The organism is Sphingomonas sp. SAFR-052 (genome assembly GCF_051965015.1).
In the GTDB taxonomy this organism is placed as follows: domain Bacteria; phylum Pseudomonadota; class Alphaproteobacteria; order Sphingomonadales; family Sphingomonadaceae; genus Sphingomonas.
In genome coordinates this window covers 428,280-452,391 of record NZ_JBQCMO010000002.1, presented here as the reverse complement: position 1 = coordinate 452,391, position 24,112 = coordinate 428,280, and the positions used below count along the sequence as shown (strand labels likewise).

General features: G+C 69.0%; 25 protein-coding genes and 1 riboswitch. Of the genes, 9 read left to right on the top strand and 16 right to left on the bottom strand.

Translation table 11 applies throughout. From position 1 onward, the window contains the following. Positions 1-104 precede the first annotated feature (104 nt). The gene (gene msrB, locus ACTHQV_RS05250; protein ID WP_440488735.1) at positions 105-548 is read right to left on the bottom strand and encodes a peptide-methionine (R)-S-oxide reductase MsrB; all 444 of its coding nucleotides are present in this window, start codon (positions 546-548) and stop codon (positions 105-107) included. Between the two features lie 55 nt (positions 549-603). Beyond that, complete coding sequence (locus ACTHQV_RS05245; RefSeq protein ID WP_440488734.1) at positions 604-1,314, bottom strand: dienelactone hydrolase family protein; 711 nt, start codon at positions 1,312-1,314, stop codon at positions 604-606. A 129-nt stretch (positions 1,315-1,443) separates the two neighbouring features. On the opposite strand from ACTHQV_RS05245, the gene ACTHQV_RS05240 reads away from it, so the two are divergent. Further along, on the top strand, positions 1,444-2,286 hold the full coding sequence (locus tag ACTHQV_RS05240) for a glycoside hydrolase family 16 protein (RefSeq protein ID WP_440488733.1): 843 nt from the start codon (positions 1,444-1,446) through the stop codon (positions 2,284-2,286). On the opposite strand, the gene ACTHQV_RS05235 is transcribed toward ACTHQV_RS05240, so the two are convergent. Genes ACTHQV_RS05235 through ACTHQV_RS05185 form a run of 11 tightly spaced genes read right to left on the bottom strand, consistent with a single transcriptional unit; the run spans position 2,271 to position 12,915 of the window. Beyond that, positions 2,271-2,816 (bottom strand): histidine phosphatase family protein, encoded by a 546-nt coding sequence (locus ACTHQV_RS05235; protein WP_440488731.1) that lies wholly within the window; start codon positions 2,814-2,816, stop codon positions 2,271-2,273. The two genes, ACTHQV_RS05240 and ACTHQV_RS05235, sit on opposite strands and share 16 nt — an antisense overlap. Beyond that, positions 2,813-3,586 (bottom strand): adenosylcobinamide-GDP ribazoletransferase, encoded by a 774-nt coding sequence (locus ACTHQV_RS05230; RefSeq protein WP_440488729.1) that lies wholly within the window; start codon positions 3,584-3,586, stop codon positions 2,813-2,815. Before ACTHQV_RS05230 ends, ACTHQV_RS05235 begins: the two co-directional genes overlap by 4 nt. Further along, positions 3,576-4,580 carry a nicotinate-nucleotide--dimethylbenzimidazole phosphoribosyltransferase gene (gene cobT, locus ACTHQV_RS05225; RefSeq protein WP_440488727.1) on the bottom strand — a complete coding sequence of 335 codons (1,005 nt, stop codon included), beginning with the start codon at positions 4,578-4,580 and terminating at the stop codon, positions 3,576-3,578. Before cobT ends, ACTHQV_RS05230 begins: the two co-directional genes overlap by 11 nt. Further along, positions 4,577-6,034: a cobyric acid synthase gene (locus ACTHQV_RS05220; RefSeq protein ID WP_440488725.1), complete on the bottom strand. Its 1,458-nt coding sequence runs from the start codon at positions 6,032-6,034 to the stop codon at positions 4,577-4,579. The genes cobT and ACTHQV_RS05220 overlap by 4 nt, the downstream gene beginning before the upstream one ends. After that, entirely contained in the window at positions 6,022-6,891 is an 870-nt protein-coding gene (gene cbiB / locus ACTHQV_RS05215) for an adenosylcobinamide-phosphate synthase CbiB (protein ID WP_440488885.1), read from the bottom strand. The genes ACTHQV_RS05220 and cbiB overlap by 13 nt, the downstream gene beginning before the upstream one ends. Then, the gene (locus ACTHQV_RS05210; protein WP_440488724.1) at positions 6,891-7,661 is read right to left on the bottom strand and encodes an ABC transporter ATP-binding protein; all 771 of its coding nucleotides are present in this window, start codon (positions 7,659-7,661) and stop codon (positions 6,891-6,893) included. The genes cbiB and ACTHQV_RS05210 overlap by 1 nt, the downstream gene beginning before the upstream one ends. Next, positions 7,658-8,620, bottom strand: coding sequence for a FecCD family ABC transporter permease (locus ACTHQV_RS05205; RefSeq protein ID WP_440488723.1), 963 nt, complete (start codon positions 8,618-8,620; stop codon positions 7,658-7,660). Before ACTHQV_RS05205 ends, ACTHQV_RS05210 begins: the two co-directional genes overlap by 4 nt. After that, positions 8,617-9,423, bottom strand: coding sequence for an ABC transporter substrate-binding protein (locus ACTHQV_RS05200; protein WP_440488721.1), 807 nt, complete (start codon positions 9,421-9,423; stop codon positions 8,617-8,619). Before ACTHQV_RS05200 ends, ACTHQV_RS05205 begins: the two co-directional genes overlap by 4 nt. Beyond that, on the bottom strand, positions 9,420-10,031 hold the full coding sequence (gene cobO / locus ACTHQV_RS05195) for a cob(I)yrinic acid a,c-diamide adenosyltransferase (protein ID WP_440488720.1): 612 nt from the start codon (positions 10,029-10,031) through the stop codon (positions 9,420-9,422). The genes ACTHQV_RS05200 and cobO overlap by 4 nt, the downstream gene beginning before the upstream one ends. Next, positions 10,028-10,987 (bottom strand): aminotransferase class I/II-fold pyridoxal phosphate-dependent enzyme, encoded by a 960-nt coding sequence (locus ACTHQV_RS05190; protein WP_440488718.1) that lies wholly within the window; start codon positions 10,985-10,987, stop codon positions 10,028-10,030. The genes cobO and ACTHQV_RS05190 overlap by 4 nt, the downstream gene beginning before the upstream one ends. Then, complete coding sequence (locus tag ACTHQV_RS05185) at positions 10,987-12,915, bottom strand: TonB-dependent receptor plug domain-containing protein (protein ID WP_440488716.1); 1,929 nt, start codon at positions 12,913-12,915, stop codon at positions 10,987-10,989. The genes ACTHQV_RS05190 and ACTHQV_RS05185 overlap by 1 nt, the downstream gene beginning before the upstream one ends. 139 nt (positions 12,916-13,054) lie before the next feature. After that, a riboswitch (cobalamin riboswitch) is annotated at positions 13,055-13,255 on the bottom strand. A gap of 25 nt (positions 13,256-13,280) precedes the next feature. On the opposite strand from ACTHQV_RS05185, the gene cobU reads away from it, so the two are divergent. Beyond that, positions 13,281-13,829 carry a bifunctional adenosylcobinamide kinase/adenosylcobinamide-phosphate guanylyltransferase gene (gene cobU, locus ACTHQV_RS05180; RefSeq protein WP_440488714.1) on the top strand — a complete coding sequence of 183 codons (549 nt, stop codon included), beginning with the start codon at positions 13,281-13,283 and terminating at the stop codon, positions 13,827-13,829. 69 nt (positions 13,830-13,898) lie between these two features. Here the strand turns inward: cobU and ACTHQV_RS05175 are convergent, their stop codons facing one another. After that, the gene (locus ACTHQV_RS05175; RefSeq protein ID WP_440488713.1) at positions 13,899-14,825 is read right to left on the bottom strand and encodes an NmrA family NAD(P)-binding protein; all 927 of its coding nucleotides are present in this window, start codon (positions 14,823-14,825) and stop codon (positions 13,899-13,901) included. Positions 14,826-14,888: 63 nt separating this feature from the next. Here ACTHQV_RS05175 and ACTHQV_RS05170 point away from each other — a divergent pair, with 63 nt between their 5' ends. Then, positions 14,889-15,749, top strand: coding sequence for a hypothetical protein (locus ACTHQV_RS05170; protein ID WP_440488711.1), 861 nt, complete (start codon positions 14,889-14,891; stop codon positions 15,747-15,749). Here the strand turns inward: ACTHQV_RS05170 and ACTHQV_RS05165 are convergent. Together ACTHQV_RS05165 and ACTHQV_RS05160 are read right to left on the bottom strand one after the other, a co-directional pair. Continuing rightward, positions 15,671-16,891 (bottom strand): glycosyltransferase family 4 protein, encoded by a 1,221-nt coding sequence (locus tag ACTHQV_RS05165; RefSeq protein ID WP_440488709.1) that lies wholly within the window; start codon positions 16,889-16,891, stop codon positions 15,671-15,673. The two genes, ACTHQV_RS05170 and ACTHQV_RS05165, sit on opposite strands and share 79 nt — an antisense overlap. Then, positions 16,888-17,952, bottom strand: coding sequence for a glycosyltransferase family 4 protein (locus ACTHQV_RS05160; protein ID WP_440488708.1), 1,065 nt, complete (start codon positions 17,950-17,952; stop codon positions 16,888-16,890). The genes ACTHQV_RS05165 and ACTHQV_RS05160 overlap by 4 nt, the downstream gene beginning before the upstream one ends. A gap of 82 nt (positions 17,953-18,034) precedes the next feature. Here ACTHQV_RS05160 and ACTHQV_RS05155 point away from each other — a divergent pair, with 82 nt between their 5' ends. From ACTHQV_RS05155 to hslU, 6 genes are all read left to right on the top strand, one after another. After that, a complete protein-coding gene (locus ACTHQV_RS05155) occupies positions 18,035-20,113 on the top strand; it encodes an HAD-IIB family hydrolase (RefSeq protein WP_440488706.1) in 2,079 nt (692 codons plus the stop codon). Beyond that, on the top strand, positions 20,110-20,943 hold the full coding sequence (locus ACTHQV_RS05150; RefSeq protein WP_440488704.1) for a glycosyltransferase family 2 protein: 834 nt from the start codon (positions 20,110-20,112) through the stop codon (positions 20,941-20,943). Before ACTHQV_RS05155 ends, ACTHQV_RS05150 begins: the two co-directional genes overlap by 4 nt. 60 nt (positions 20,944-21,003) lie before the next feature. After that, positions 21,004-21,531 (top strand): glycoside hydrolase family 108 protein, encoded by a 528-nt coding sequence (locus tag ACTHQV_RS05145; protein WP_440488702.1) that lies wholly within the window; start codon positions 21,004-21,006, stop codon positions 21,529-21,531. A gap of 40 nt (positions 21,532-21,571) precedes the next feature. Beyond that, positions 21,572-21,979: a holin family protein gene (locus ACTHQV_RS05140; RefSeq protein WP_440488700.1), complete on the top strand. Its 408-nt coding sequence runs from the start codon at positions 21,572-21,574 to the stop codon at positions 21,977-21,979. Positions 21,980-22,149: 170 nt separating this feature from the next. Continuing rightward, positions 22,150-22,701 carry an ATP-dependent protease subunit HslV gene (gene hslV / locus ACTHQV_RS05135; protein ID WP_055757729.1) on the top strand — a complete coding sequence of 184 codons (552 nt, stop codon included), beginning with the start codon at positions 22,150-22,152 and terminating at the stop codon, positions 22,699-22,701. 10 nt (positions 22,702-22,711) lie between these two features. Beyond that, positions 22,712-24,007, top strand: a complete 1,296-nt coding sequence (gene hslU, locus ACTHQV_RS05130; protein ID WP_440488698.1) for an ATP-dependent protease ATPase subunit HslU — start codon at positions 22,712-22,714, stop codon at positions 24,005-24,007. Positions 24,008-24,112 lie beyond the last annotated feature (105 nt).

Below are 24,112 nucleotides of genomic sequence, written 5' to 3'. Positions count from 1 at the left end.
TTGGGGCTGCCCCTGACCACGGGGCATGAAACGACGATTACGGGGACGTGACGTAATCATTACACGCCCAGCTGTTGCCGATCGGCAACAGCTGGCGCGGTGGCCTATCCCTCAACCTGATCGAGATAGGCGCCATAACCCTCCGCTTCCATCGCTTCGCGCGGCACGAAGCGCAAAGCGGCGGAATTGATGCAGTAGCGCAGGCCGCCGCGGTCGCGCGGCCCGTCGGGAAAGACATGCCCGAGATGGCTGTCGCCACCCGTCGACCGGACCTCGGTGCGGACCATGCCGTGCGTCGTGTCGCGCAGTTCGGCAACGTTGGCGGGTTCGATCGGCTTGGTGAAGCTCGGCCAGCCGCAATGCGAATCGAACTTGTCGGCCGATGCGAACAGCGGCTCGCCCGACACGATGTCGACATAGATGCCGGCGCGCTTCTCGTGAAGATATTCGCCGGTGCCGGGGCGTTCGGTGCCGCTCTGCTGCGTCACATAATATTGTTCGGGGGTGAGGCGGGCGATCGCCTCCTCGGTCTTGCGATAGTCGGTCATCACGGGTTCCTTGGTTACCGTCTAGATGGGGCGATCGCGCGTCCGCGCAACCGGATCAGAACAGCTCGCCGAGGAACGCGACGACCGACGCCCAGGACCGGCGATCGGCATCGGCGTCATAGGCCATGCCCTTGTCCGGCGCGGCGGCATGGGGGTTGGTGAAGGCGTGCATCGCCCGGCCATGCGCATGGAGCTGCCAGTCGGCACCGCGCCCGCCCATTTCCTCGGCAAAGGCCAGCACCTTGTCCGGCGCGGCCAGCGGGTCCAGCCAGCCATGTTCGACCAGAACCTTCGCCGCGATCGGGCCGTCGGTCGACAGGTCGTTGCCGTCGAGCATCCCGTGCAGGCTGACCACGCCCACCACGCCATCCGCCCCGCCGCGCGCGAGGTCGAGGACGCACAGCCCGCCGAAGCAATAGCCGATCGCCGCGATCTTCGATGCCTCAACCCGGTCGAGCGATGCCGCGAACGCGACGGCTGCGCGCATCCGCTGGAGCAATTTGGCGCGGTCGGACAGGAACGGGCCGATCAGATGGCTGTTGTCGCCCGACGGATCGCCCTTCACGTCCTTGCCGAACATGTCGATGGCGATGCCGACATAGCCGAGCTCGGCCAAGCGTTCGGCAGTCTTGTGCTCGCCCTCGCCGCGCCCGGCCCATTGGTGCGCGATCAGCACCGCCGGGGCCGGGCCATCACCCGCCGGAAAGACCACGCCCGCCTGCAACACCGTGTCGCCATCGCGATAGTCGAACTGCTCAACCGTCATTCGCCAGATTCCCTTGCAAGATCGCCGCCTGAACGGTCGACAGCCTCGGGGGGTTGCGCGCGCCCTGGTCCTGTTCGTACGGTGGCGGTGAAGCACCGAATTACGGGTGCGATCACAGGAGTTTGCGCAATGCGGATGATGTTGGCGACCTTGCTGGCGGGTATCGCCACCACCGCTATGGCACAGAATACGCCGACGCTGGGCGCCAGCAACCATGCGGTCGACGTCGCGCTTGCCCCGCCCGCGGCCAAGCCGACCTTTGCCGACGAATTTTCGGGCAGGACGATCGACCCGAAGCATTGGCGCTTCGACACCAGCCGCAATCGCGACGGCTGGTACAATAACGAACGGCAATATTATGCACCGGCCGGCACCCCCGCCAATGCCCGGATCGCCGATGGCGCGCTGGTGATCGAGGCGCGGCGCGAAAAGCCCAAGGGCAGCGATTCCGGTGGACAGGACTATACCTCCGCCCGGATCGTTTCCACGAAGCCGATGGGCTATGGCTTCTACGACATCCGCGCGAAGCTGCCGTGCGGGCGCGGCATCTGGCCGGCGCTGTGGATGCTGCCGCCCGACGGCAAATGGCCCGACGAGGGCGAGATCGATATCCTCGAACTGGTCGGCTACGAACCCGATCTGGTCCATGCGACGCTGCACACGGCGGCGTTCAACCATGCCAAGGGTACGCAGCGCGGGGGTTCGCGGCGCATGACCGACGTCTGCGGCCAATGGCACAATTACCAGCTCGACTGGACGCCACAGGCGATCACCATCGGCATCGACGGGCGCGGCTATATGCGCGTCGCCAACGACCAGCCGGGCGGGCGCGCGGCTTGGCCGTTCGACCGGCCGTTCAACCTGATCCTGAACGTCGCGGTCGGCGGCGACTGGGGCGGCAAGATGGGCATCGACGACAGCAAGTTCCCGCAATCGATGCAGGTCGATTACGTCCGCTACTGGCAACGCTGAAGCGCGACCAGCTCGCCACAGGCGGGGATAAAGTCGACCGCGCGCGTCACGGGCTGCCCGGCCAGCAGCGCGCGCAGCGTCGCGATCGGCCCGCCATGCGCGACGACCAGCACGCAGGGACGCTCGGACAGGGCATGCCATGCCGCCAGCACCCGGTCGGCGATGTCGTTTGCGCTCTCCCCGCCGCCGGGGCGATAGTCCGGCTCGGTCATCATCCGGTCCATCTCCGCGCCCGTCTCGCGCCAGATCGCGTTCCACGACCGGCCCTCCCACGCGCCGAAATCGCGTTCGAGCCAGCGGGGATCGTTGGCGACCGGCACGTCCCGTCCGCGCGCGATCCGCTGCGCCAGCCGCCGGGTCCGGAGCGCACCCGAATGGACGATGGCGGCGATCGGCGTGGCGGCGAGGTCGGCGGCGATCCGGTCCGCCAGCGCCTGCCCCTCCCGGCTCAACCCCATGTCGGACCGGCCATAGCAGCGCCCCTTCCACGCCGTCGCGACCGGCGGATGGCGCAGCAGCAGCAGCTTCACCGCGCGGCGACCGCCAGCAACAGCGCCAGCTGCCCCATCGCCGCCGCGAAGCCGAGGCAGTCGCCGGTACTCCCGCCGATCCGCGCGAGCAGGAACCGCCGCAACCAGAGCAGCAACAGGAGCATCGCGGCAATCGCCGCACCGGTCGCGCCGGGTTGCAGCCACAGGATCGGCGCGAGGCCCGGCAGCGCCAGCACCCCCGCCAGCGCCAGCCGCCCCGGCGGCATCCGTCCGGCGCGCACCGCCATCCCCGCCCCGCTCCCCACCGGCGCGACGATCGCCGCCAGCGTCACCGCGCACAGTCGCCCCGCCGTCGCCGCACCGACGATCGCCGCCACCGCGACCGGCGCGGTCAGTGCGACGATCGCGGCGATGCGCAGCACGACGCTCAGCCCCAGCCCCAACGCGCCATAGCTGCCGATCCGACTGTCCTTCATGATCGTCAGCGCGCGTTCGCCGCTGGCCGTGCCACCGAACGCGTCGCAGAAATCGGCGACCGCATCCTCGTGAAACGCGCCGGTCAGCACCGCCTCGACGATCAGCGCCAGAATCGCGGCGACCAGCGGCGGCCAGAACCAGCCGGCGACGACGAACACGCCCGCCGTCACCGCGCCGATCAATGTGCCGACCGGTGGCAGCCACGCCATCGCCCGGGCCAGCCCCGCCGCCGCCTGTTCGGACGTCAGCCGGTTCAGGATCGGCACCGGCAGGCGTGTCAGGAACTGGACCGCCAGCAACGGCGCGGCCCAGCGCGGCACCTCAATCGGCACGATCCGCCCCGATCTGGTCGAGCCGCACCACGTCGTTGAGCAACGCCGCCGCCGCATCGAGCAACGGCAGCGCGGTCAGCGCGCCGCTGCCCTCGCCCAACCGCATCTCCCATTCCAGCACCGGCGCCAGCCCGAGCGCGGCGAGCGCCGCACCATGCCCCGGTTCGGCCGAACGATGCCCGGCGATCATCGCCCGTACGCTGCCGGGAGCAAGCCGTTCGGCGATCAGCGCGGCGGCGGTGCTGACATAGCCGTCGAGCAGCAACGTCACCCCCCGCGCCGCGCCGGTCGCATAGAAGCCGGCCATCGCTGCAATCTCATAGCCGGCGACCGACGCGATCGCTTCGCGCGGATCGGCCCGGTCCCGCGCACGCGCGGTGGCAGTAGCGACGACGCGCCGTTTGGCGGCAAGCACCGCATCGTCCGCCCCCGCCCCTCGCCCGACCGCTGCTTGCGGGTCGATTTCGGTGAGCAGCGCGGTCAGGCAGGCCGCCGGGGTAGTGTTGCCGATCCCCATTTCACCCGCGATCAGCAGTACCGCGCCCGCATCGACTGCACGCGCGGCCTCTTCGGCGCCGACCGTCCATGCCGCATCGAACTGCGCGACGCTCATCGCCGACCCCGCCCCCAGCGGTTCGGTGCCGTCGGCCACCCGCGCGTCACGGAAAAAGCCCGGTTCCGCGACCCGTGCGCCGACCATGCCGACATCGACCAGCCGCAGCGGACAATTGGCGGCATGGGCAAGCGCGTTGCTGGTCGCTTTGCCACTCAGAATCGTCGCGACCATCATCGCCGTCACCGCCGACGGCCATGCCGACACGCCTTCCGCAACACAGCCATGATCCCCGGCGAACAGGACCGCCTGTCGCGGCGTGGTCCGCGCATCGATCCGGCCCTGCGTCAGCGCCAGCTCGGTCGCCAGCGCCTCCAGCCGCCCCATCGCCCCGCGCGGCTTGGCCAGCGCATCCAGATGGGCGCGAATCTCGTCGATCATGGTGCCTCCCCGGCAATGTCCAGCAATGCGTCGATATCGAGCGCCGCTTCCAGCGCAGCCGCCACGCCGTCAAGTGCGGCATCGATCGCCTCACGCCGGTCGAGCGGATCGCCCGCCGCGCCGATCCGCGCCAGCAGGCTTGCGCGTGCCGTGGCTGCGTCGAACAGTCCATGGACGTAGCAGCCGGCAACCTGCCCGTCGCGCGCGACCGCCCCGTCGGGCGAGCCATCGGCGAAGTGCAGAAAGGGCGGCGTACCCGGCGCGACGGTCGTGACGCCGGCATGGATCTCATAGCCCGCGAACGCCGCCCCGTCGGCCAGTGTGCCGGTCGCCGGGCGCGTCGTCTTGACCCCGGCAATCACCGTCTCGACCGGCAGGAACCCGAGGCCGGCGACCTGCCCCGCCACTCCCTCGATCCCGTCCGGGTCAGCGATGCCGGTCCCGAGCATCTGATAGCCGCCGCAAATGCCGATCACCTGTCCCCCGCGCCGGACATGCGCGGCAAGGTCGATATCCCAACCCTGTTCGCGCAGGAAAGCGAGGTCGGCGATCGTCGCCTTGGTGCCCGGCAGGATCACCAGCGCGGCATCGCCCGGCAGCGGCTCACCCGGCGGGATCATTCGCAGCCGCACCGCGGGATCGTGCGCCAGCGCGTCGAAATCGTCGAAATTGGCGATACGCGACAGCATCGGCACCGCGATCAGCGGCCCCTCGCCGCGCTCGCCGCCCCGCCCCAGCGCCACCGCATCCTCGGCGGGCAGGCGCGCGGCGTTGGGCAGCCACGGCACCAGCCCGATATCGCGCCAGCCGGTCCGCGCGACGATCTCGGCGCGACCGTCGTCGAACAGCGCCGGGTCGCCCCGGAATTTGTTGACCAGAAAGCCGCGAATCATCGCCGCATCGGCCGGGTCGATCACCACCTGCGTGCCGACCAGCGCCGCGATCACCCCGCCGCGATCGATATCGCCGGCCAGCACCACCGGCACGCCTGCCGCCCGCGCAAATCCCATATTGGCGATGTCGCCCGCGCGCAGGTTGATTTCGGCGGGCGATCCCGCGCCCTCGACCACGACGATATCGGCCTCCGCCGACAACCGGCGATAGGCGGCGACGACTTGGCCGAGCAATTCCTCGCGCCGCCGCCGATAATCGCCTGCCGCCATCGTGCCCGCCACCCGTCCGGCGACGACCAATTGGGACGTGCGGTCGCTCTGCGGTTTCAGCAGCACCGGGTTCATGGTCGTGGTCGGCGGCACGCGACACGCCATCGCCTGCAGCGCCTGCGCCCGGCCGATCTCACCGCCATCGGCACAGACGGCGGCATTGTTCGACATATTCTGCGCCTTGAACGGACGCACGCGCAGGCCCCGATTGGTCAGCAGGCGGCACAGCCCGGCGACCAGCACCGACTTGCCGACGTCCGATCCGGTGCCCTGAATCATCACCCCAGCCATGGGACGATCCCGACCAGCATCCATAGCAACAGGCAGGCCGTCCGGTAGATGCGAAGCGCGCGCAGCAGATCGCCGGCATCGGGCAGCGGCCCGTCGCCGAGGACCGCGCGGTGCGCCGGCTCGCCATCATAGCTCACCGCGCCGCCCAGCCGCCGCTCCAGCGCCCCCGCCATCGCCGCCTCCGGCCAGCCGCCATTGGGCGAGGCATGGGCGGGCGCATCGCGACGCATCGTTTGCCAGCCGCCCTGTCCGGCCAGTGCGATCAGCGTACCCGCGATCCGCGCCGGTACGAAATTGACGAGGTCATCGGCCCGCGCCGCCGCCCAGCCGAACGCCGACAGGTCCGGCGTACGATGCCCGACCATCGAGTCCGCAGTGTTGATGGCCTTCACCGCGAACAGCCCCGGCAGCCCGAACAGCAGCAGCCCCAGCGCGGGCGCGACCACCCCGTCGCAGAAACTCTCCGCCAGACTCTCGATCGCCGCCGTCGCCACGCCCGCTTCGTCGAGCGCCTCGGTATCGCGCCCGACGATCATCGCCACCGCGCTGCGTGCCGCGTCCAGATCGCCCGCCGCCAACGGCCGTGCGACCGCCGCGACATGGTCGTGCAAGCTGCGTTGCGCGAGGCCCGTCGTCGCGACTGCCACGGTGACGATCGTCCCCAGCCGCTCGATCGCCAGCCCCAACACGACCGACAGGCCGGTCAGTAGCACGACCAGCGCCACCCCCTCCAGCCGACGCCGCCGGTTCCAGCGTCGCTCTACTGCATCGATCAGCGCGCCGACACCCATCACCGGATGCCACCAGCGGCGAGGGTAACCGACCGCCGCCTCGACGATCAGCGCGGCGAGTGCGATCACCGCGCGACCGGCAGGATATAGCGATGGCCCTGCGGCGTCCGGCCGATCTCGACCTCGATGCCATAGGCCTCGGCGATGGCCGGCGCGGTCAGTACCGCATCCGCCTCGCCGCTCGCCACGATCCGCCCGTCCTTCAGCAGCACCGCATCGTCCGCCACCCGCGCCGCCAGATGCAGGTCGTGCAGCACCAGCACCACGCCCCGCCCTCCGCTCGCGACGCCACGCAACCGCGCCAGCACGTCAAGCTGATGCGCCGGGTCGAGACTGGCGAGCGGTTCGTCGGCCAGCAGCCAGTCCGGCTCGCCGGCCAGCACCCGCGCCAGCAGCGCCCGGCCCCGCTCACCCCCCGACAGCCGCTCGACGCCCCGGTCGGCCAGCGCGGTCATGTCGGTCGCGGCCAGCGCCGCCTTGACCGCCGCGCGATCGGCCGCCGTCTCGCCCCACCGCCCCCGATGCGCGAACCGGCCGAGACCCACTAGCGTCGCGACATCGATGTCCCAGTGCACATCAGCCGATTGGGGCAGCAGCCCGATCGCGCGTGCGCGTGCGCGTCGGTCGATCGCCTGCACATCCTCGCCGCCCAGTCGCGCCGCGCCGCTATCGGGTCGGCGCAATGCGGCGAGGCAGGCGAGCAGGCTCGACTTCCCCGCACCATTCGCCCCCAACAGCGCGGTCACCCGCCCCCGCCGGAACGCGAACGACACGTCGTCGAGCACGCGCCGCCCGCATAGCGTCAGCGCGATCGCATCGGCCACTAGATCGGTCATGCCAGCCTCCGCCGCATCGCGATCAGCAGATAGAGGAAGAACGGTCCGCCCAGCATCGACATGGCGATGCCCAGCCGCAATTCGCTGACGGTCGGGGCGAGGCGCACGAGGCTGTCGGCAAGGGTCAGCAGCACCGCGCCGGCCAGCGCCGAGGGCAGCAGGATCGCCGAGGGCCGGTTGCCGGCAAAGGGCCGGACCATGTGCGGCACGATCAGCCCGACGAACCCGATCATCCCCGCCGACGCCACCGACGCCCCGACCGTCAGCGCGATGCCGGCGATGACCAGGCGCTGCAGCCGCGCCGGATCGACCCCCATCGACCGCGCCGCCGCCTCACCCAGCGTCAGCGCGTCGAGCGATCGCGCGGTCATCGCCAGCACGCCCATACCGGCGACGATCAGCGGTGCGGCGACCGTCACATCGTCCCAGCTGCGATCGGTCAGCGCACCCATCAGCCACGTCACGATCTGCGACGACACGAACGGCGTCGGGGCAAGGCTGATGGCGAGCGCGGTCAGCGATCCGGTGATGCTGGTCAGGATCATGCCGGCAAGCGTGAACAGGATCAGGCTGCCTGAACGCCCGGCGATCAGCGCCAGCAACGCCATCGTCACCCCCGCCCCGACCAATGCGAAGCCCGGCAGCAGCCACATCTGCGCGGCATAGCCAAAATACAGTGCCACGACCGCACCGAACGCCGCGCCCGACGACACGCCGAACAGCCCCGGATCGGCCAGCGGATTGCGCAGATAGCCTTGCATCACCGCCCCCGACAGGCCGAGCGCGGCGCCCACGAGCAGCGCCAGTACGGTGCGCGGCAGCCGCAGTTCGATGAGGATGATCGATCGCGGATCGTCGGCGGTCCATGCGTCGAGCGGCACCCACACCTTGCCCGCCGCGACCGACAGCGCGGCGGCGATCAGCAGCAGGACGATCAGGCCGATGGTCAACCGCTTCATGACGCCACCTGCGCGCGCACCTGCCGCAAGCGGGCCATCGCCGCGATGATCGTCGGCCCGCCGCAATTCATCAACCGCGTCGGATAAGGGGCGACAGTGATATGCTTCGCCAGCCGCCGCACCGCCGGATGCCCGGTCATGCGGTCGTCCTGCACCCCCTCCGGCGCGGTCGACAACAGCACGCGCGGCGGATCGGCGACCAGATATTCGAGCGGCAGGACGTCCCATTGCTTGAGGCCATATGTCGCGCTCATGTTACGAAAACCCGCGCGCTTGAGCAGGTCGTCGGTCAGCGTACCCGATCCCGGCACCAGCCCGCCCCCCTGCCACACCAGCGCCCCGACCGGCGCCACCCGCGCCGGGGTCGCCGCCGCCGCGATCCGTGCCGCCAGCGCTTCGCCCCGTGCGGCATGGCCGGTCGCAGTGGCGATCGCGCGGACCTGATCGATGCTTTCGGGCACCGATTCCGCCACCGGATACTGCACCAGCGCGATCTTCAGCCGCTTCAGCGCGGCGATCGTCGCCGGTTCGACATGAGGCCCGGCCAGCACGATATCGGGGCGCAGCGCCACTACCTCCTCGGCGGTGCCCGAGGTCGCCTTGAACCGGTTCGACCAACTCAGCGGCACCGACGTCGCGCGGATGTCCTGCGAATAATGGCTGATGCCGACGATCTGCGCCGGATCGGCGACGCGGGCCAGCACCGCATCGACGCATGGGTTGATCGATACCACCCGTGGCAGCCGCGGCGCGGCCGACACCAACGCCGGCGCGGCCAGCAACAGACTGAGGGGACGGATCAATATTCGACGCCCTTCTGCGCCTTGAACCCGGCATGATAGGGGTGTTTCACCTCGCCGAATTCGGTGACCAGATCGGCCAGCATCAACAGTTCTTCCTTCGCGTTGCGCCCGGTGATGCAGATATGCTTGGTCAGCGGCCTGCCTTTAAGGAAATCGACGATCTCGGCGATGGGGAGGGTGTCGTTGCGGAGGACGATATTCAATTCGTCGAGGATCACGAAGTCGATCGCGGGGTCGAGGATCATCTCCTTCGATCGTTCCCATGCGGCGCGGGCGGCGGCGATGTCCTTCGCCCGGTCCTGCGTGTCCCAGGTGAAGCCTTCGCCCATCACCTCGAAGCTGGCGAGGTCGGGATGCGCGTCGAAGAAGTTGCGTTCGCCCGTCTCCCACTTGCCCTTCACATATTGCAGAATCGCAACCTTCATCCCCCAGCCGATGCTGCGGATCGCCATGCCGAACGCGCTCGACGACTTGCCCTTGCCATTGCCGGTATGGACGATCAGCAGCCCGCGTTCGAGCGTGCGGCGCGCCTGCATCTTTTCGCGCGCCACCGCCATGCGCTGCATCCGCGCATTGTGCTTGGCATAATCGTCGGGCGTCTCGGTCATCGATGATACTCCGCAAGGGCGGTGGTCAGGCGGGACAGCGCGGTCCCGTCGAGGGGCAAGCCGATCCGCAACCGTTCGCGCCGGTCCGCGAACGGCCGGGTCAGGATGGCATGGCGGCACAGATGACGGAACAGCGCATGCGCGTCACCGGCCTCGATCAGCCGGAACAGCGGGGCATGACCGATCATCTGCCACCCCGCCAGCGCGCGGTCGAGCAGCGCTCCGATCGTGTCGATCCGCCCCGCCTGGTCCGCAGCGAAGGCGCGATCGGCATAGGCCGCCGCCCCGATCCGTATCGCAGCACTCGACACCGGCCAGTCGCCGAGCAACTGGCGCAGCGCCGCCGTCACCCCGCCGCCCGCGATCACGAAACCCAGCCGCAATCCGGGCAGGCCATGGAATTTCCCGAAGGACCGGAGCACGATCAGCCGGTCCGACGCCCGAGCGCACAGCCCGGGTGCGGGGTCGGCATAGGCTTCGTCGACCACCACCGTCCGGTGTTGCGTCAGCGCGATCAGCCGTTCGCTCGGCGTGACGACGCCGTCGGGATTGGCGGGACTGGACAGCACCAGCAGATCGGCATCGCCCGGATCGGCGAGCGCCGCGACGGCGCGTGCCTCGGGCCATGCCGCGACGTGGCCGGTATAGCCCGGCCACACCACCGCCGGCCGTTCGGCGTTCAGGATTACCGCCAGCAACCGCAGCGCCAGGTCGGTGCCCGGCACCGCGATCACCCGCGCCGGATCGGCGACGCCGAACGCTCGCGCCGCCGCCGCTTCCAGCGCGGCCAGCTCGCCCGGTTCGGGCAGACGGTCATAACCGGGATCGATCGCGCCATGCGGATAGGGCCATGGCGCGATGCCGGTCGACAGGTCGATCCAGTCGTCCCCGCCGAACGCACGCGCCGCGGCAGCCACCCGGCCGCCATGCGCATAGAATTCGGCGAGATCGAGCATCAGTAGCTGAGCCGTACGCCGCCATAGGCAGCGCGCCCCGGCGTCCCGTACTGGAAGATCGTCTGATAGCGTTCGTCGAACAGATTCTCGACGCGGCCATAGACTTCGACCCGCTCGGTAACCGGGAACGACGCGCGCAGATCGGTCAGGACATAGCCGTCCAGCCGCCGCGTATTCGACGCATTGTCGAAACTGTCGCCGATCATGGTGACCGTCGCGCCGACGCCAAGACCGAAGGCCCAGCGATAGTCGGCATTGACCGTCAGGCTGTCGGCCGGCCGCCGCGCCAGCTTGCGGCCAAAATTGGCGGTGCCTGCCGACCGGTTCTCGGCATCCAGCCACGTATAGGCGGCAGCGACAGTGAACGCCTCCACCGGACGCAGCTTCAGCGCGAATTCCAGCCCCTTCGCCTCGGCACGGGCGATATTGTCATAGGTGCCGTTCGGCTTGCCGACACAGACGCCGGTGGTCACGCCGAAGCACGACACGAACGCGATCAGGTCCTTCGACGTACGATCGAACCACGTCGCGCTCGCCTCGACCGCGCCGTTCAGCCCGCGCTGGGTGATGCCCGCGTCCCAGCCCTGCGAACGTTCGGGGGTCAGCAGCGCATTCCCATATTCGCTCTGCAACTGGTACAGGGTCGGTGCCTTGAACCCTTCCGAATAGCTGGCGCGCAGCAGCGTGTTGCCGCGGTTCGGCGACCACACGCCGCTGCCGGCAAACACCGTCGCCCCGCCGAACACATTATGGTCGTCGTGACGCACGCCGCCGGTCAGCGTCAGATTCTCGATCGGCGTCACCGCCAGCTGGCCATAGACGCCGAACAGGCGGGCGCGACCGGTGGTCGGCGCACCGCCATAGCTGGAGGTGGTGAAGCGCGACACTTCCCGCTCGACGCCGAACGTCGCGAACACCGCGTCGGTCACGTCGAACGATCCCTGATAGTCGAACCGGTCGTTGCGCCCTTTGCCGCGGAAGGTCTCGGTCGGAATGCTATCGGGATCGGTGTTGGTGCGGTTGCTCGACGTATGGGCATAGCCGATGCGGTTGCGGAACCGCCCGTCGAACAGCGCGGCGTTCAGCCCGGTATAGCCGGTCCATTGCTCGGCATCGCCATATTCCCGGGTATCGCCGAAGCTGAAGGTCGGGGCGGGAAAGCCGTCGATCTCGGTCCGCCCGTTCGAATAGAAACCGCGCACATCGACCGACACGCCGTCTGCCAACGCCACCGACACGCTGCCGTTCGCGCCATAGTTGCGATAGCCATCGGCCTCACGCCCCGGCGCATAAGCCGAAATGCCGTCGGTGGTCAGGAACCCGCCGCCGATGCTGGCCGATACCGGCCCGGCCTTGCCCGAGATGTTGGCGAACCCCTGTCCGGTGCCGAACGAACCGCCTTCGCCGCGCACATTGATCGACAGGTCGTCGGTCGGCTGGCGGGTGATGAGGTTGACGACGCCGCCGATCGCCTGGCTGCCCCACAGCACCGACTGTGCGCCACGCAGCACTTCGATGCGGGCGATGTTGCCGACCAGCAGATTGCCGAAATTGAACCCGCCGCCCGGCGACGACGGATCGTTCAGCTTGACGCCGTCGATCAGCGCCACGGTCTGGTCGCTGTCGGCGCCGCGGATGTTGACGCTGGTTGACGTGCCGATGCCGCCGTTGCGGGTGACGGTGACGCCCGGCGTCTGGCGCAGCAGGTCGGACACGACCACCGCCTGCCGCTGTTCGATGGTGGCGAGGTCGATGACGGTCACCGCCTGCCCGACGGTATCGACCGGCCGTGCCTCGCGATTCGCGGTGACGACGATCTCGTCGTCACCCTGCACCACGGCTTCGAGTCCGGCGGACGACTGCGCGCTCTGCGCAAAGCTTGGGGTTGCCGCCAACAGGCAGGGCAGCAACAGGAAACGGGTCTTCATTCGGGTAATCCCCCTTGGCATCAAACAAGGGGACGCGCGGCGCGGGCGCCGGAACAGGCTGTTCCCTGCACGCGCACGACCCCCAAACGACGTCGTCACGCGAGGAAACCCTCGATCACCCGGCACACCCCGTCCGCGCGAAGGACAACCGCGACGGGCAGGTCTCCTGGCTCCCGGGTCGTCGCCTTGCCCGGCCTTCCCGGACGGATGTCCAGTGGCGCGCGGGGGAGCAAGGCTCGCCGGTCACAGTTGCGGGGGCAGCCCCGGATGACGCGTTCACGACGCGCTTCCGGGTTCCCTTTTCATCCCATTTCTGGGAACCTGTCGCATCCGCGCCCTTAGAGCGCATCGGGGCACAGGACAAGATGGCGACGACAACCCTGTTCGTGGGCGGGGCACGCTCGGGCAAGAGCCGGCTGGCGCAGCAGGCGTGCGAGGCGCTGGCCGGACCCTGGACCTATCTCGCGACGGCGGAAGCGTGGGACACGGAGATGACCGACCGCATCGCCCGCCACCGCGCCGATCGCGGACCCGGCTGGCACACGGTCGAATGTCCGGTCGATCTGGCGGCGGCGATCGGCGCCGCGACGGGACCGATGCTGGTCGATTGCCTGACGCTGTGGCTGTCGAACCTGATGCTAGGCGACCATGACATCGACCGCCACACCGCCGACCTGCTCGCCGTGATCGGCGGGGCGCGACATCCGGTGCTGCTGGTTAGCAACGAGGTCGGCATGGGCATCGTCCCCGACCACCCGCTCGGCCGCCGGTTTCGCGACGCGGCGGGTCGGCTCAATCAGGCGGTGGCGGCGCGGGTCGATCGCTGCTGGTTCGTGGTGGCGGGCATGGTGCTGCCACTCGAGCGGTTCGAGCCAGTTCCACCGCTCCAACCGTTCGTGCTGAGTAGAGACTGAGCTTGTCGAAGGCTCGTATCGAAGCACTTGGCGCGGTCCTTCGACACGCTGTTTGGACAGGCTCAACAGCTACTCAGGACGAACGGCATCCTTCGTAGAACCCGCCGCCACCACCTCGCGCAACGGGGTCCAGTCCACGCCATACCGCGCGTTATCCACCGGTGCACTCGGCGCGCGACCATCGAACATGTTGTGCAGATACTGCATGCCCTGCCACGCCGGAAACACCTGATCCCGCGCGGGGAACAGCCGGCGCGTGACCCCGATCATCCGCGCCAGCGACCCCTGCGACCCGGCGCGCAGCAGGCCGTAGGGCTTGCCGGTCACCTCCCCCATCAACGCCGCCAGATCGCGCGCGCTAACCTGTGCCCCCGCGATATGCAGGTCGCGCGGCGCGGCGGGATCGAGCGCGGCGGCGGCGGTATAGGCGGCGACATCGTCCTTGGTCGTCAGCGCGAACGTCACGTCCGCATCACCCCAATAGAGCACGCGCCGCACCCGCCGCTGGATCAGCGGCATCTGTCCGTTCAGCATGTCGGCAAAGGCGCCGTTGAAGATCGAGGTCGCCATGATCGGCGCGGTGTCGATCCGGGTGCGGAACGCGCGGCGCAGGTCGAAATTGCGGTTGGTGCCGGTCGGCAGCGCGCGATAGTCGATCGAGAAATCCGACGGAATGAACCGCGCCGCCCCGCCGCCCAGCGCCGCGTCGAGCAGCCGCGTCTGCGCGTCGAGGATCGTATCGCCCAGCCCGTTGAGCGCCGATACCACGCACCCCACCCCGCGACAGGCATGGGCCAGCGCCTGTGCATCACCGAAATCGACCGGATGCGGATCGGCCCCGATCATCTCCAGCGCCGCGATCCGATCGGGCGCGGTGCCCGGCCGGACCAGCGCCCGCACCTTCGCCCCGCGCGCCACCGCCGCCTTCGCGATCCGGCCGCCCAGATCGCCGGTCGCCCCTGCGACGATGATCGTCTCGTTGGTCGTTTCCCGCATCAATCCTCCGAACCGTCGGGGGTGTCGTGCGTTCCCCGTCGCGGCAACGCAAGGGGGGGCAGGATGAAACAGGGACCACGCTGTCCGATCTGCGGCAACGCCAATTGGCACGACCGCGCGTTGCCCGAATGCACCCATTGCGGGCTGGCGGTCGTCGATCTCGCCTTCGACCCCGATCGGCTGCGCGCCGCGATCGGCGATCATTTGCAGGGACGGTCGCCCGAACGCGGCTTCGCGCTCGCCCCTCATGCCCGGCGCAACGCGGCATGGGCGCTGGGGCTGGTCGACGGCGAGCCCGCTAGGCCCCGCCCGCACGGCGTCACCCTCGGCATGATCGCCCGCGCCAGCGAGGCCGACTCGATCGCAGCGATGCTCACCGACCTGCGTCCCGCCTTCCCCCACGCCATCATCCTGCTCGACGGGACGCCCGCCGAAGCTGCGGCACTGGCCGATCGCACGTCATGGGCGCAGATCGTCGCCCATCCGCTGAACGGCGACTTCGCCGCGCAGCGCAACCGGGTGCAGGCGCTGGCGAACGGCTGGGTGCTGCAACTCGACACCGACGAGACGCCCGATGCCGCACTGCTCGGCGCGCTCGGCTGGCTGACGCACGCGGCGGATGACGAGGAACTGCGATCGCTGGGGCTACCGCGTCGCAACTGGGTCGATGGCGTGCAGTCGGCGCTCTGGCCCGATATCCAGTATCGGCTGAACCATGCCGAAGTCCGCTTCGCCGGCACCGTGCACGAGCGGCCGGTCGTGCCGTTCGAGCGCACCTCGCTGGCGCTCGCCGGCGCGATCGACCATCATCTTAGCCGGTCGCGCGTCGTCGAACGCTCGGTCGTCTACGAAGCCATGTCGACCGGCGCCGGCCGCCCCAGCGACGAAGCCGCGCTGCTCCGCCCCTTCGCCGCCGCGACATAGGCCGCCGCCGTCTCCGCCGCGAGTCCCGCGCGGGTGAAGCGCCCTGCCGCGACCCGCGCCGCCGCCGACAGCGCCTGCCGCAACTCGCCATCGCGCAGCATCCGCCGCAATATCGCGCCCAGCGCCGCCGCCGTGCAGTCGTCCGCCAACAACCCCGCCCCGCTGCCACTGACGAACAGTTGCGCGCTCGGATCCTCGCCGCACGCCGCGATCGGCCGGCCGAACGTCATCGCCTCCTGATAGACCAACCCGAAACTTTCATAGCGCGACGGCGCGACGACGATATCCGCCGCCGCCAGCGCGGCATGCAGCATATCGTCATCGACCCGGTGATAGCTGTCGATCCGCTTGAGCGCGGCGGGCGGCAACCGGTCGAGTTCGCTCCGATGCAGCCCGATCATGGTCAGCCGGAAATCGGGCAGCGTGCCGGCATCGGCCTCCGCTGCCATCGCCGGCAGCGCGCCGATCAGCGCGTCGGTCCCCTTGCGTGGTTCGTTCCGCCCGACGAACAGCATCCGCAGCACGTCGTTGCCCGGCGGATAGGGTGCCGCGCGTCCCGCATCGACGATCGCGGGGGGTAGGCTGAGGCCGATCACCGCATGGCCCGGCCCCGGCGGCTGCGTGCCGTAGAGCGCCGCGACCTTCGCGCCATGCGCCTCGGTATTCGAAATCAGCCCGGCAGACTTCCGCGCCGACAATGCCTCCAGCGACACCGCCGCCCAGCGATCGATCCTGTCGCGCAAGGACCGTGGCTTGGCCGCGCTGGTCGCGACCGGCGTCGAATTGCGCGTGACGAGCGGCACCGGCCCGGTCAGCGCGACCCACAGCCCCGGCGCATACCAGTTGGTCGCCTCGACCACGTCGAACGGCCGTTCGGCATGCAGCCGCCGCACGACCCGCGCGACCATCGCCGGACCGCACAGATGCCCGATCGCCGGCCAGCGGCGCAGCCGCGCCAGCCAGCCGCCCGCCTGTGCCCCGACAACCTCGACCGCGCCGTCCATGCTGCGATCCGCGCGGTCCATCGTCACGACGCGAACGTCATGCCCCGCCTCGGCCAGCGCCTGCGCGATCTCGCGCGCCGCACGCGACAGCCCGCTCTTTTCGGGCGGATAGGCCCAGGTGATGATCCCCACTCTCATGCCACCGCCCCTTGCGCCAGCGCGATCCGTTCGCGGTACAGCGTCACATATTCCTCCGCCATGCGCGTCGCCGTGAAGCGCGCTTCGAACCGTTCGCGCACCTTCGCCCGGTCGAGCGTGTCGATCCGCGCCAGCGCCTCGACCGCCTCCTCCTCGTTCTTCACCACGAAGCCGGTGACGCCGTTGTCGACCACCTCGCGCACGCTGCCGCGATCCCATGCGATCACCGGCGTGCCGCACGCCATCGCCTCGATCATCACCAGGCCAAAGGGTTCGGGCCAGTCGATCGGGAACAGCAACGCCGCAGCCTCGCTCAGCAGCGCCTGTTTGCCGCGATCGTCGACTTCGCCGATATGCTTCGCATCCGCGCCCAGCAGGGGGGCGACCCGTTCGTCGAAATAGCGCGGATTGCCGACATCGATGCCCCCGGCCAGCCGGATCGGCCGCCCCGCCGCCCGCGCGACGCGGATCGCGACGTCGGGCCGCTTCTGGTCGGTCATCCGCCCGATAAAGGCCACCGCTTCGCCGCCCGGCCCCGGCGAAAACCGGTCGGCCGGAATGCCGTGATGCACCACCCCCGCGCGGTTGGCGCGCGGCAGGTCGCGCGCCTGCGCCGCCGAGATCGCCGCGACCGGCAGTTCGGGAAAGCTGTGGAAGAACAGCTTGCGGTCGAGCTCGTCCAATCGCCAGTGCACCGTCGTCACGCTCTGTCCGATCCGATCGCCCAGCACGGCGGCATGGGCGAATTCGCCATGGCAATGGACGATGTCGAATTCGTGCAGATGCTTCGCCAGCAGTCCCAGTTGCGCCGCCTCCAGCGCGGCGGGCACGCCGGGCGCGACCGGCCCGTGATAGGCCTGCAGCGCGCGCAGGCTCGGATGCGCCGACAAATGGCGCGCGGTGGTCACGCTGTCGCTCGGTGCGATCAGCGTCACGTCATGCCCCATCGCCATCAGTGCCTCGGTCAGGTCGGAAACCACCCGCTCGGTCCCGCCGGTCTTGCCGGGGGGCGTGGGGTAGATGACGGGGGCGATCTGCGCGATTCGGAGCGGGGATACCATCGCCGACCGGAACCAAGCGGGAGCCGAACGGTTCCTGTCAGGGCGGGGATAACTCCGCTATTTCGAACGGGAAAGTTCCGTAATGTTCATATTGCACCTCGCGCTACAGGGCTGTCTTCGTGCGCGCGAGGTCGAATATGGCGTTACCGCAGATACCGGCGGCCACATCCGCTATCTCCTTGATCTGGTGGCCGCTTCCGGCCGGCATCCGGCGGTCGAACGCACCGATATCGTCACCCGCGCCTTTCGCGGCGGCCCCTTGGGCGAAGGGTATTGGCGCGAGGTCGAGACGATCGACGACACCACCCGCATCGTCCGCCTCTACTCGGCGAGCGATGCCTATCTGCCCAAGGAAGCGCTGTGGCAGGAGCATGACAGCCTGATCGACGCGCTGGTCGCGCATATCGAGGGGCTCGACCGCCGCCCCGACCTGATCCACGCCCATTATGCCGATGCCGGTGCCGTCGCGGCGGCGGTCAAGGCGCGGCTCGGCATCCCCTATCTCTTCACCGCCCATTCGCTGGGCCTGGTCAAGCGCGTCGCCTTCGGCACCGACTGCGCCGAAACGCAGGGGCTGGAACGCCGCATCGCCATCGAGGATCGCGCCATCGCCGATGCCGATGCGATCATCGCCTCGTCGCGCGACGAGGCGGAGGTGCAATATGCCGGCTATCCCAGCTACGATCCCGGCCGCATCCGGATCATCCCGCCGGGCAGCGATCTCGGGATGTTCGCCGGCACCTGTACCGATGCGATGGTCGATGCGCGGATCGACCGGTTCCTGGCCGATCCATCGAAGCCGGTGATCCTCGCCCTCGCCCGGCCGGTCAGCAAGAAGAACCTTGCGGCATTGGTCCATGCCTATGGCCGCTGCCCCGTGCTCCAGACCGCCGCTAATCTGGTCATCGTCGCTGGCACCCGCGACGATCCGCGCAGCCTCGAACCCGAACTTGCCGGCAACATGGCCGAACTGTTCGCGCTGATCGACCGCTACGACCTCTATGGTTCGGTCGCGATCCCCAAGACCCACGCGCCGCACGAAGTCCCCGCGCTGTACGCGCATGCACGGGCGCGGCGCGGCATCTTCGTCAATCCCGCGCTCAACGAACCCTTCGGCCTGACCCTGCTCGAGGCGGCGGCATCGGGCCTGCCGCTGGTCGCGACCGACAGCGGCGGGCCGAACGACATTATCGAGGGCTGCGGCAACGGCATCCTCGTCGATCCGCGCGATCCGCAGGCGATCGGTCGGGCAATGCTGACCATCCTGTCCGACGACGCGCTGTGGGACCGCTATTCGCAGGCCGGCGCGACCGCCGCCGACCTCTATGACTGGGACGGGCATGTCGCGCGCTATGCCGAACTGGCGCAGGCGGTGATTGCCCCACCGGCCCCGGCGGCCGAGGCACCGCGCCTTCTGTTGATTTCCGACATCGACAACACGCTGCTGGGGGAAAGCGAAGCCGCGCAGGCGTTCAACCTGTGGCACGGCGACCAGCACGACATGATGTTCGGCATCGCCACCGGGCGGAGCCTGCATAGCGCGCTGGCGATCCTTACCCAGAACCAAGTCGCGCCGCCCGCGGTAATGATTACCTCGGTGGGCTCCGAAATCTATCACCGCGTCCATGGGGGGGTATATGTTCGCGACGACGCCTGGACCGCGACGATCAATGCCGGCTGGGACCGCGAGGCGATCGCCGCGCTGCTCGCGACGCAGAGCGACCTGCGCCCGCAAAGCCCGCTCGAACAGCGCAGCCACAAATTGAGCTACTTTACCGCCGGCGAGACCGATATCGCCGAACGCATCCGCGACCTGCTGGCCGATGCCGGCTTCGCGGCGTCGGTGATCCACAGTCACGGTCGCTATCTCGACATCCTGCCGCTCGCCGCCTCGAAGGGGACGGCGGTCGATTACGTCCGCCGCCGCGTAGGCATGCGCCGCGATCAGGTGATCGTCGCCGGCGACAGCGGCAACGATGTCGAAATGCTGCGCGCCTGCGCCCATGCGATCATCGTTGGTAACTATTCGGACGGTCTGGCGCAGCGCCCCGACCTCGCCCACAGCTATGTCGCGCGGCGCGGGTTCGCGTTCGGCATCATGGAGGGGGTCGCGCATTTCCGGGCGCAGCCGCAGCCGGTGCAGCAGCGCCTGTCGGCGTGATCTCGGTCTGCACGCTGGTGCGCGGACGGACCGCGCACCTCGCCAATTTGTTGTCGGGGCTGGCGGGACAGACGCGCGCGCCCGACGAACTGGTCATCGCCTATATGCAGGACGCCGCCCCCGCCGGCCTGCCCGATCCCGGGGTGCCGGTGCGCGAGGTGTTCGTGCCCGGCGACCCGATGCCGCTGGCGCGGGCGCGCAACGAAGCGGCGGCGGCGGCACGGGGCGACCGGCTGATCTTCCTCGACGTCGACTGCATCCCTTCGCCTACGCTGGTCGCACGCTATGCCGCGGTGCTCGACGAACGCCCCGCCTGCTATCTGGGCGAGGTCCGTTATCTGCCGCCCGGTCCGGTCGATCTGGCCAGGGCTGTCCGCCACCCCGCCAAACCCGCGCTGACCGACGACGAAGTCCGCCCGGTGCCGAGCCATGGCGAGTTGTGGGGCCTGTCCTTTGCGCTCCCGCACAGCGCATGGGATGCGGCTGGCGGCATGGACACCGGCTATGTCGGCTATGGCGGCGAGGAGACCGACTTCGCCTGGGCGTTGGCGGCGGCTGGCGTGCCGATGGCGTGGGTCGGCGGTGCGGTCGCGTGGCATCAGCATCACGCCGTCCACGTCCCGCCGCTGCACCAGTTCGACGCGATCCTGCGCAACGCCACCCGCTTTCGCGCGCGCTGGGGGCGGTGGTGCATGGACTATTGGCTCGGGCAATTCGCCGACATGGGACTGATAGGCTGGTCGCCTGATGCCGATGCGATCACGCTGCTGCGCCATCCGACCCCCGCCGAAGTTGCCACCAGCCACCGTGCCGACGCGCTGTTCAGCTAGGCCTAAGCTTTCCTACAACGAACCGTTCTGGTTACGTTCCGCCTCCAACAGGAGGGCAAGATGGACGCAACCAACCTGATCGACGACGTCATCGACCGCGAGGGCGGCTATGTCGACCACCCAGCCGATCGTGGCGGTCCGACCCGCTTCGGCATTACCCAGGCCGTCGCCCGCGCCGAGGGGTATGACGGCCCGATCCGCGAACTGCCGCGCAGCTTCGCCGCGACCCTCTACCGCCGCCGCTACTGGCTGGCGCCGGCCTTCGACCGCGTCGCGCTGCGTGCACCCGCGCTTGCCGCCGAACTGTTCGATACCGGCGTCAACATGGGGCCGGCGGTCGCCATAACCTTCGTCCAACGCGTGCTCAACGCCCTTAACCGCGAGCAACGCGACTGGGCCGATATCCTGGTCGATGGCAATATCGGCGCAAAGACGTTGCACGCGCTCGCCACGCGCGGCCCGACGGCGGAGACGGTTTTGATCCGCGCGATCAATGCCTTGCAAGGCGAACGCTATCTCCGCCTCGCCGAGTTGCGCCCCGCCAGCGAAGCCTTTCTCTACGGCTGGCTGGCCCACCGCGCAGGCTGATCCGTGTAACCTTTGGCAACTTCCGACGACAGGAAACTCAATGCTCAACACCCTGATCGCGCCGATCGCGGCGCTGCTCGACAAGCTGATCCCCGACCCCAAGGCGCGCGATGCCGCCAAGCTGGAACTACTCAAACTTGAATCGACCGCCGATCTCGATCGGGTCAGGGCGCAACTCTCGGCGATCGTGGCGGAGGCGCAGTCGACCGACCCCTGGACCTCGCGCGCACGGCCGGGTTTCCTCTACGTGATGTATGCGCTGCTGCTGTGGGCGATCCCGATGGGGCTGATCTCGGCGGTCCAGCCCGACATGGCCGCCGGCATCGCCCGTGGCATGACCGCCTATCTGCGCGGCATCCCCGAGGAACTCTACGCGCTTTTCGGCACCGGCTATCTCGGCTACACGGCCGCCCGGGCATGGGGGAAGGTGAAAGGCGTAGAAAAGTAATTCCTCCCCGCTCCGCGGGGAGGGGGACCATGCGAAGCATGGTGGAGGGGGCGGGCCGCGCAACGCAACGGTTTCGTATGTGGACACCCCCCTCCACCAGCTTCGCTGGTCCCCCTCCCCGTACCGGGGAGGAACTTGCGTCCGCTCCCAGCTTCCCCATATCCGCGCCCATGAGCAAAGAGACGGTGTGGCACGGCACCACGATTGTATCCGTGCGTCGCGGCGGTCGCGTGGTGATCGCGGGGGATGGGCAGGTTTCGGCCGGACAGACGGTGATGAAACCCAATGCGCGCAAGGTCCGCCCGCTGGGCGATGGCAAGGTGATTGCGGGCTTCGCCGGCGCCACCGCCGACGCCTTCACCCTGTTCGAACGGCTTGAAGCCAAGCTGGAGCGCCATCAGGGTCAATTGCTGCGCGCCGCGGTCGAACTGGCCAAGGACTGGCGCACCGACAAATTCCTCCGCAATCTTGAGGCGATGCTAATCGTCGCCGACAAGGACGTGACGTTGGTCGTCACCGGCAATGGCGACGTGCTCGAACCCGAGGCCGGCATCGCCGCGATCGGATCGGGCGGCAATTTCGCCCTCGCCGCCGCCCGCGCGCTGTCCGATTACGAAGGCGATGCGGAGAAGGTCGCGCGCAAGGCATTGGCCATCGCCGCCGAACTGTGCGTCTACACCAACGATCGCGTCACCCTCGAAGCGCTCGACAGCGCGAACTGACGGACATTCCATGCAAGACAATCTGACTCCCAAGGCGATCGTCGCCGCCCTCGACGCGCACATCATCGGCCAGCAGGACGCGAAGCGCGCCGTCGCGGTCGCCTTGCGCAACCGCTGGCGCCGGCAGCAGCTCTCGCCCGACCTGCGCGATGAGGTGAGCCCGAAGAACATCCTCATGATCGGGCCGACCGGTTGCGGCAAGACCGAGATCAGCCGCCGCCTCGCCAAGCTCGCCGACGCGCCGTTCGTGAAGGTCGAGGCGACCAAGTTCACCGAGGTCGGCTATGTCGGCCGCGACGTCGAACAGATCGCCCGCGACCTGGTCGAGGAAGCGATCCGGCTCGAACGCGAACGCCGCCGGGTGGCGGTCAAGGACAAGGCGGAGGAGGCGGCGATGGCGCGCCTGCTCGACGCGCTGACCGGCAAGGGCGCCAGCGAAGCAACCCGCGAGGCGTTCCGCCAGCGCTTCCACGACGGCCATCTCGACGAAAAGGAGGTCGAGATCGAACTCGACGCCGCGCCGCAGATGCCGTTCGAAATCCCCGGCGCCGCGCCGCAGATGATCAACCTGTCCGAGATGATGGGCAAGGCGTTCGGCGGCGGCCAGCAGAAGCGCCGCAAGCTGACCGTGCGCGCCGCATGGGACAAGCTGGTCGAGGAAGAGGCCGACAAGCGCCTCGACCAGGACGAGGTCAGCCGTGCCGCGCTGGCCGACGCCGAGGCGAACGGCATCGTCTTCCTCGACGAGATCGACAAGATCGCGGTCAGCGACGTGCGTGGTGGCTCGGTCAGCCGCGAAGGCGTACAGCGCGACCTCCTGCCGCTGATCGAGGGCACGACCGTCGCCACCAAATACGGGCCGATGAAGACGGACCATGTCCTGTTCATCGCATCGGGCGCGTTCCACGTCGCCAAGCCCAGCGACCTGCTGCCCGAACTACAGGGCCGCCTGCCGATCCGGGTCGAGTTAAAGGGGCTGACCGAAGCCGATTTCATCGCGATCCTGTCGGATACCAAGGCGTCGCTCCCCGCCCAGTATCGCGCGCTGCTCGGCACCGAATCGGTAGAGGTGACCTTCACCGACGAGGGGCTGGCCGCCATCGCCCGCATCGCGGCGGAGGTGAATGCGGAGGTCGAGAATATCGGCGCCCGCCGCCTGCAGACGGTCATGGAAAAGCTGCTCGAAGAGGTCAGCTTCGATGCCGAGGACCGCGCGGGACAGGCGGTGACGATCGATGCCGCCTATGTCGACAAGCAGTTGGCGAGCATCGCGCGGAACACGGACCTGAGCCGTTACGTGCTGTAAGAGGTTCTCGACAAGCTCGAACTGAACGGGGGTGGTTTGGGTACCCCTAGACTCCCCGTTCGGTTCGAGCAGCTTCGAGCGAAGTCGAGAAGCGTCCGTCGAGAA

Coding starts and splice junctions, on each gene's coding strand:
- hslV (WP_055757729.1), top strand. CDS start 22,150: ATGAGCAAAGAGACGGTGTGGCACGGCACCACGATTGTATCCGTGCGT.
- ACTHQV_RS05220 (WP_440488725.1), bottom strand. CDS start 6,034: ATGGCTGGGGTGATGATTCAGGGCACCGGATCGGACGTCGGCAAGTCG.
- ACTHQV_RS05140 (WP_440488700.1), top strand. CDS start 21,572: ATGCTCAACACCCTGATCGCGCCGATCGCGGCGCTGCTCGACAAGCTG.
- ACTHQV_RS05205 (WP_440488723.1), bottom strand. CDS start 8,620: ATGAAGCGGTTGACCATCGGCCTGATCGTCCTGCTGCTGATCGCCGCC.
- ACTHQV_RS05190 (WP_440488718.1), bottom strand. CDS start 10,987: ATGCTCGATCTCGCCGAATTCTATGCGCATGGCGGCCGGGTGGCTGCC.
- ACTHQV_RS05175 (WP_440488713.1), bottom strand. CDS start 14,825: ATGCGGGAAACGACCAACGAGACGATCATCGTCGCAGGGGCGACCGGC.
- ACTHQV_RS05155 (WP_440488706.1), top strand. CDS start 18,035: ATGTTCATATTGCACCTCGCGCTACAGGGCTGTCTTCGTGCGCGCGAG.
- ACTHQV_RS05165 (WP_440488709.1), bottom strand. CDS start 16,891: ATGAGAGTGGGGATCATCACCTGGGCCTATCCGCCCGAAAAGAGCGGG.
- ACTHQV_RS05185 (WP_440488716.1), bottom strand. CDS start 12,915: ATGAAGACCCGTTTCCTGTTGCTGCCCTGCCTGTTGGCGGCAACCCCA.
- ACTHQV_RS05245 (WP_440488734.1), bottom strand. CDS start 1,314: ATGACGGTTGAGCAGTTCGACTATCGCGATGGCGACACGGTGTTGCAG.
- msrB (WP_440488735.1), bottom strand. CDS start 548: ATGACCGACTATCGCAAGACCGAGGAGGCGATCGCCCGCCTCACCCCC.
- hslU (WP_440488698.1), top strand. CDS start 22,712: ATGCAAGACAATCTGACTCCCAAGGCGATCGTCGCCGCCCTCGACGCG.
- ACTHQV_RS05170 (WP_440488711.1), top strand. CDS start 14,889: ATGAAACAGGGACCACGCTGTCCGATCTGCGGCAACGCCAATTGGCAC.
- ACTHQV_RS05145 (WP_440488702.1), top strand. CDS start 21,004: ATGGACGCAACCAACCTGATCGACGACGTCATCGACCGCGAGGGCGGC.
- cobT (WP_440488727.1), bottom strand. CDS start 4,580: ATGATCGACGAGATTCGCGCCCATCTGGATGCGCTGGCCAAGCCGCGC.
- ACTHQV_RS05210 (WP_440488724.1), bottom strand. CDS start 7,661: ATGACCGATCTAGTGGCCGATGCGATCGCGCTGACGCTATGCGGGCGG.
- ACTHQV_RS05240 (WP_440488733.1), top strand. CDS start 1,444: ATGCGGATGATGTTGGCGACCTTGCTGGCGGGTATCGCCACCACCGCT.
- cobU (WP_440488714.1), top strand. CDS start 13,281: ATGGCGACGACAACCCTGTTCGTGGGCGGGGCACGCTCGGGCAAGAGC.
- cobO (WP_440488720.1), bottom strand. CDS start 10,031: ATGACCGAGACGCCCGACGATTATGCCAAGCACAATGCGCGGATGCAG.
- ACTHQV_RS05160 (WP_440488708.1), bottom strand. CDS start 17,952: ATGGTATCCCCGCTCCGAATCGCGCAGATCGCCCCCGTCATCTACCCC.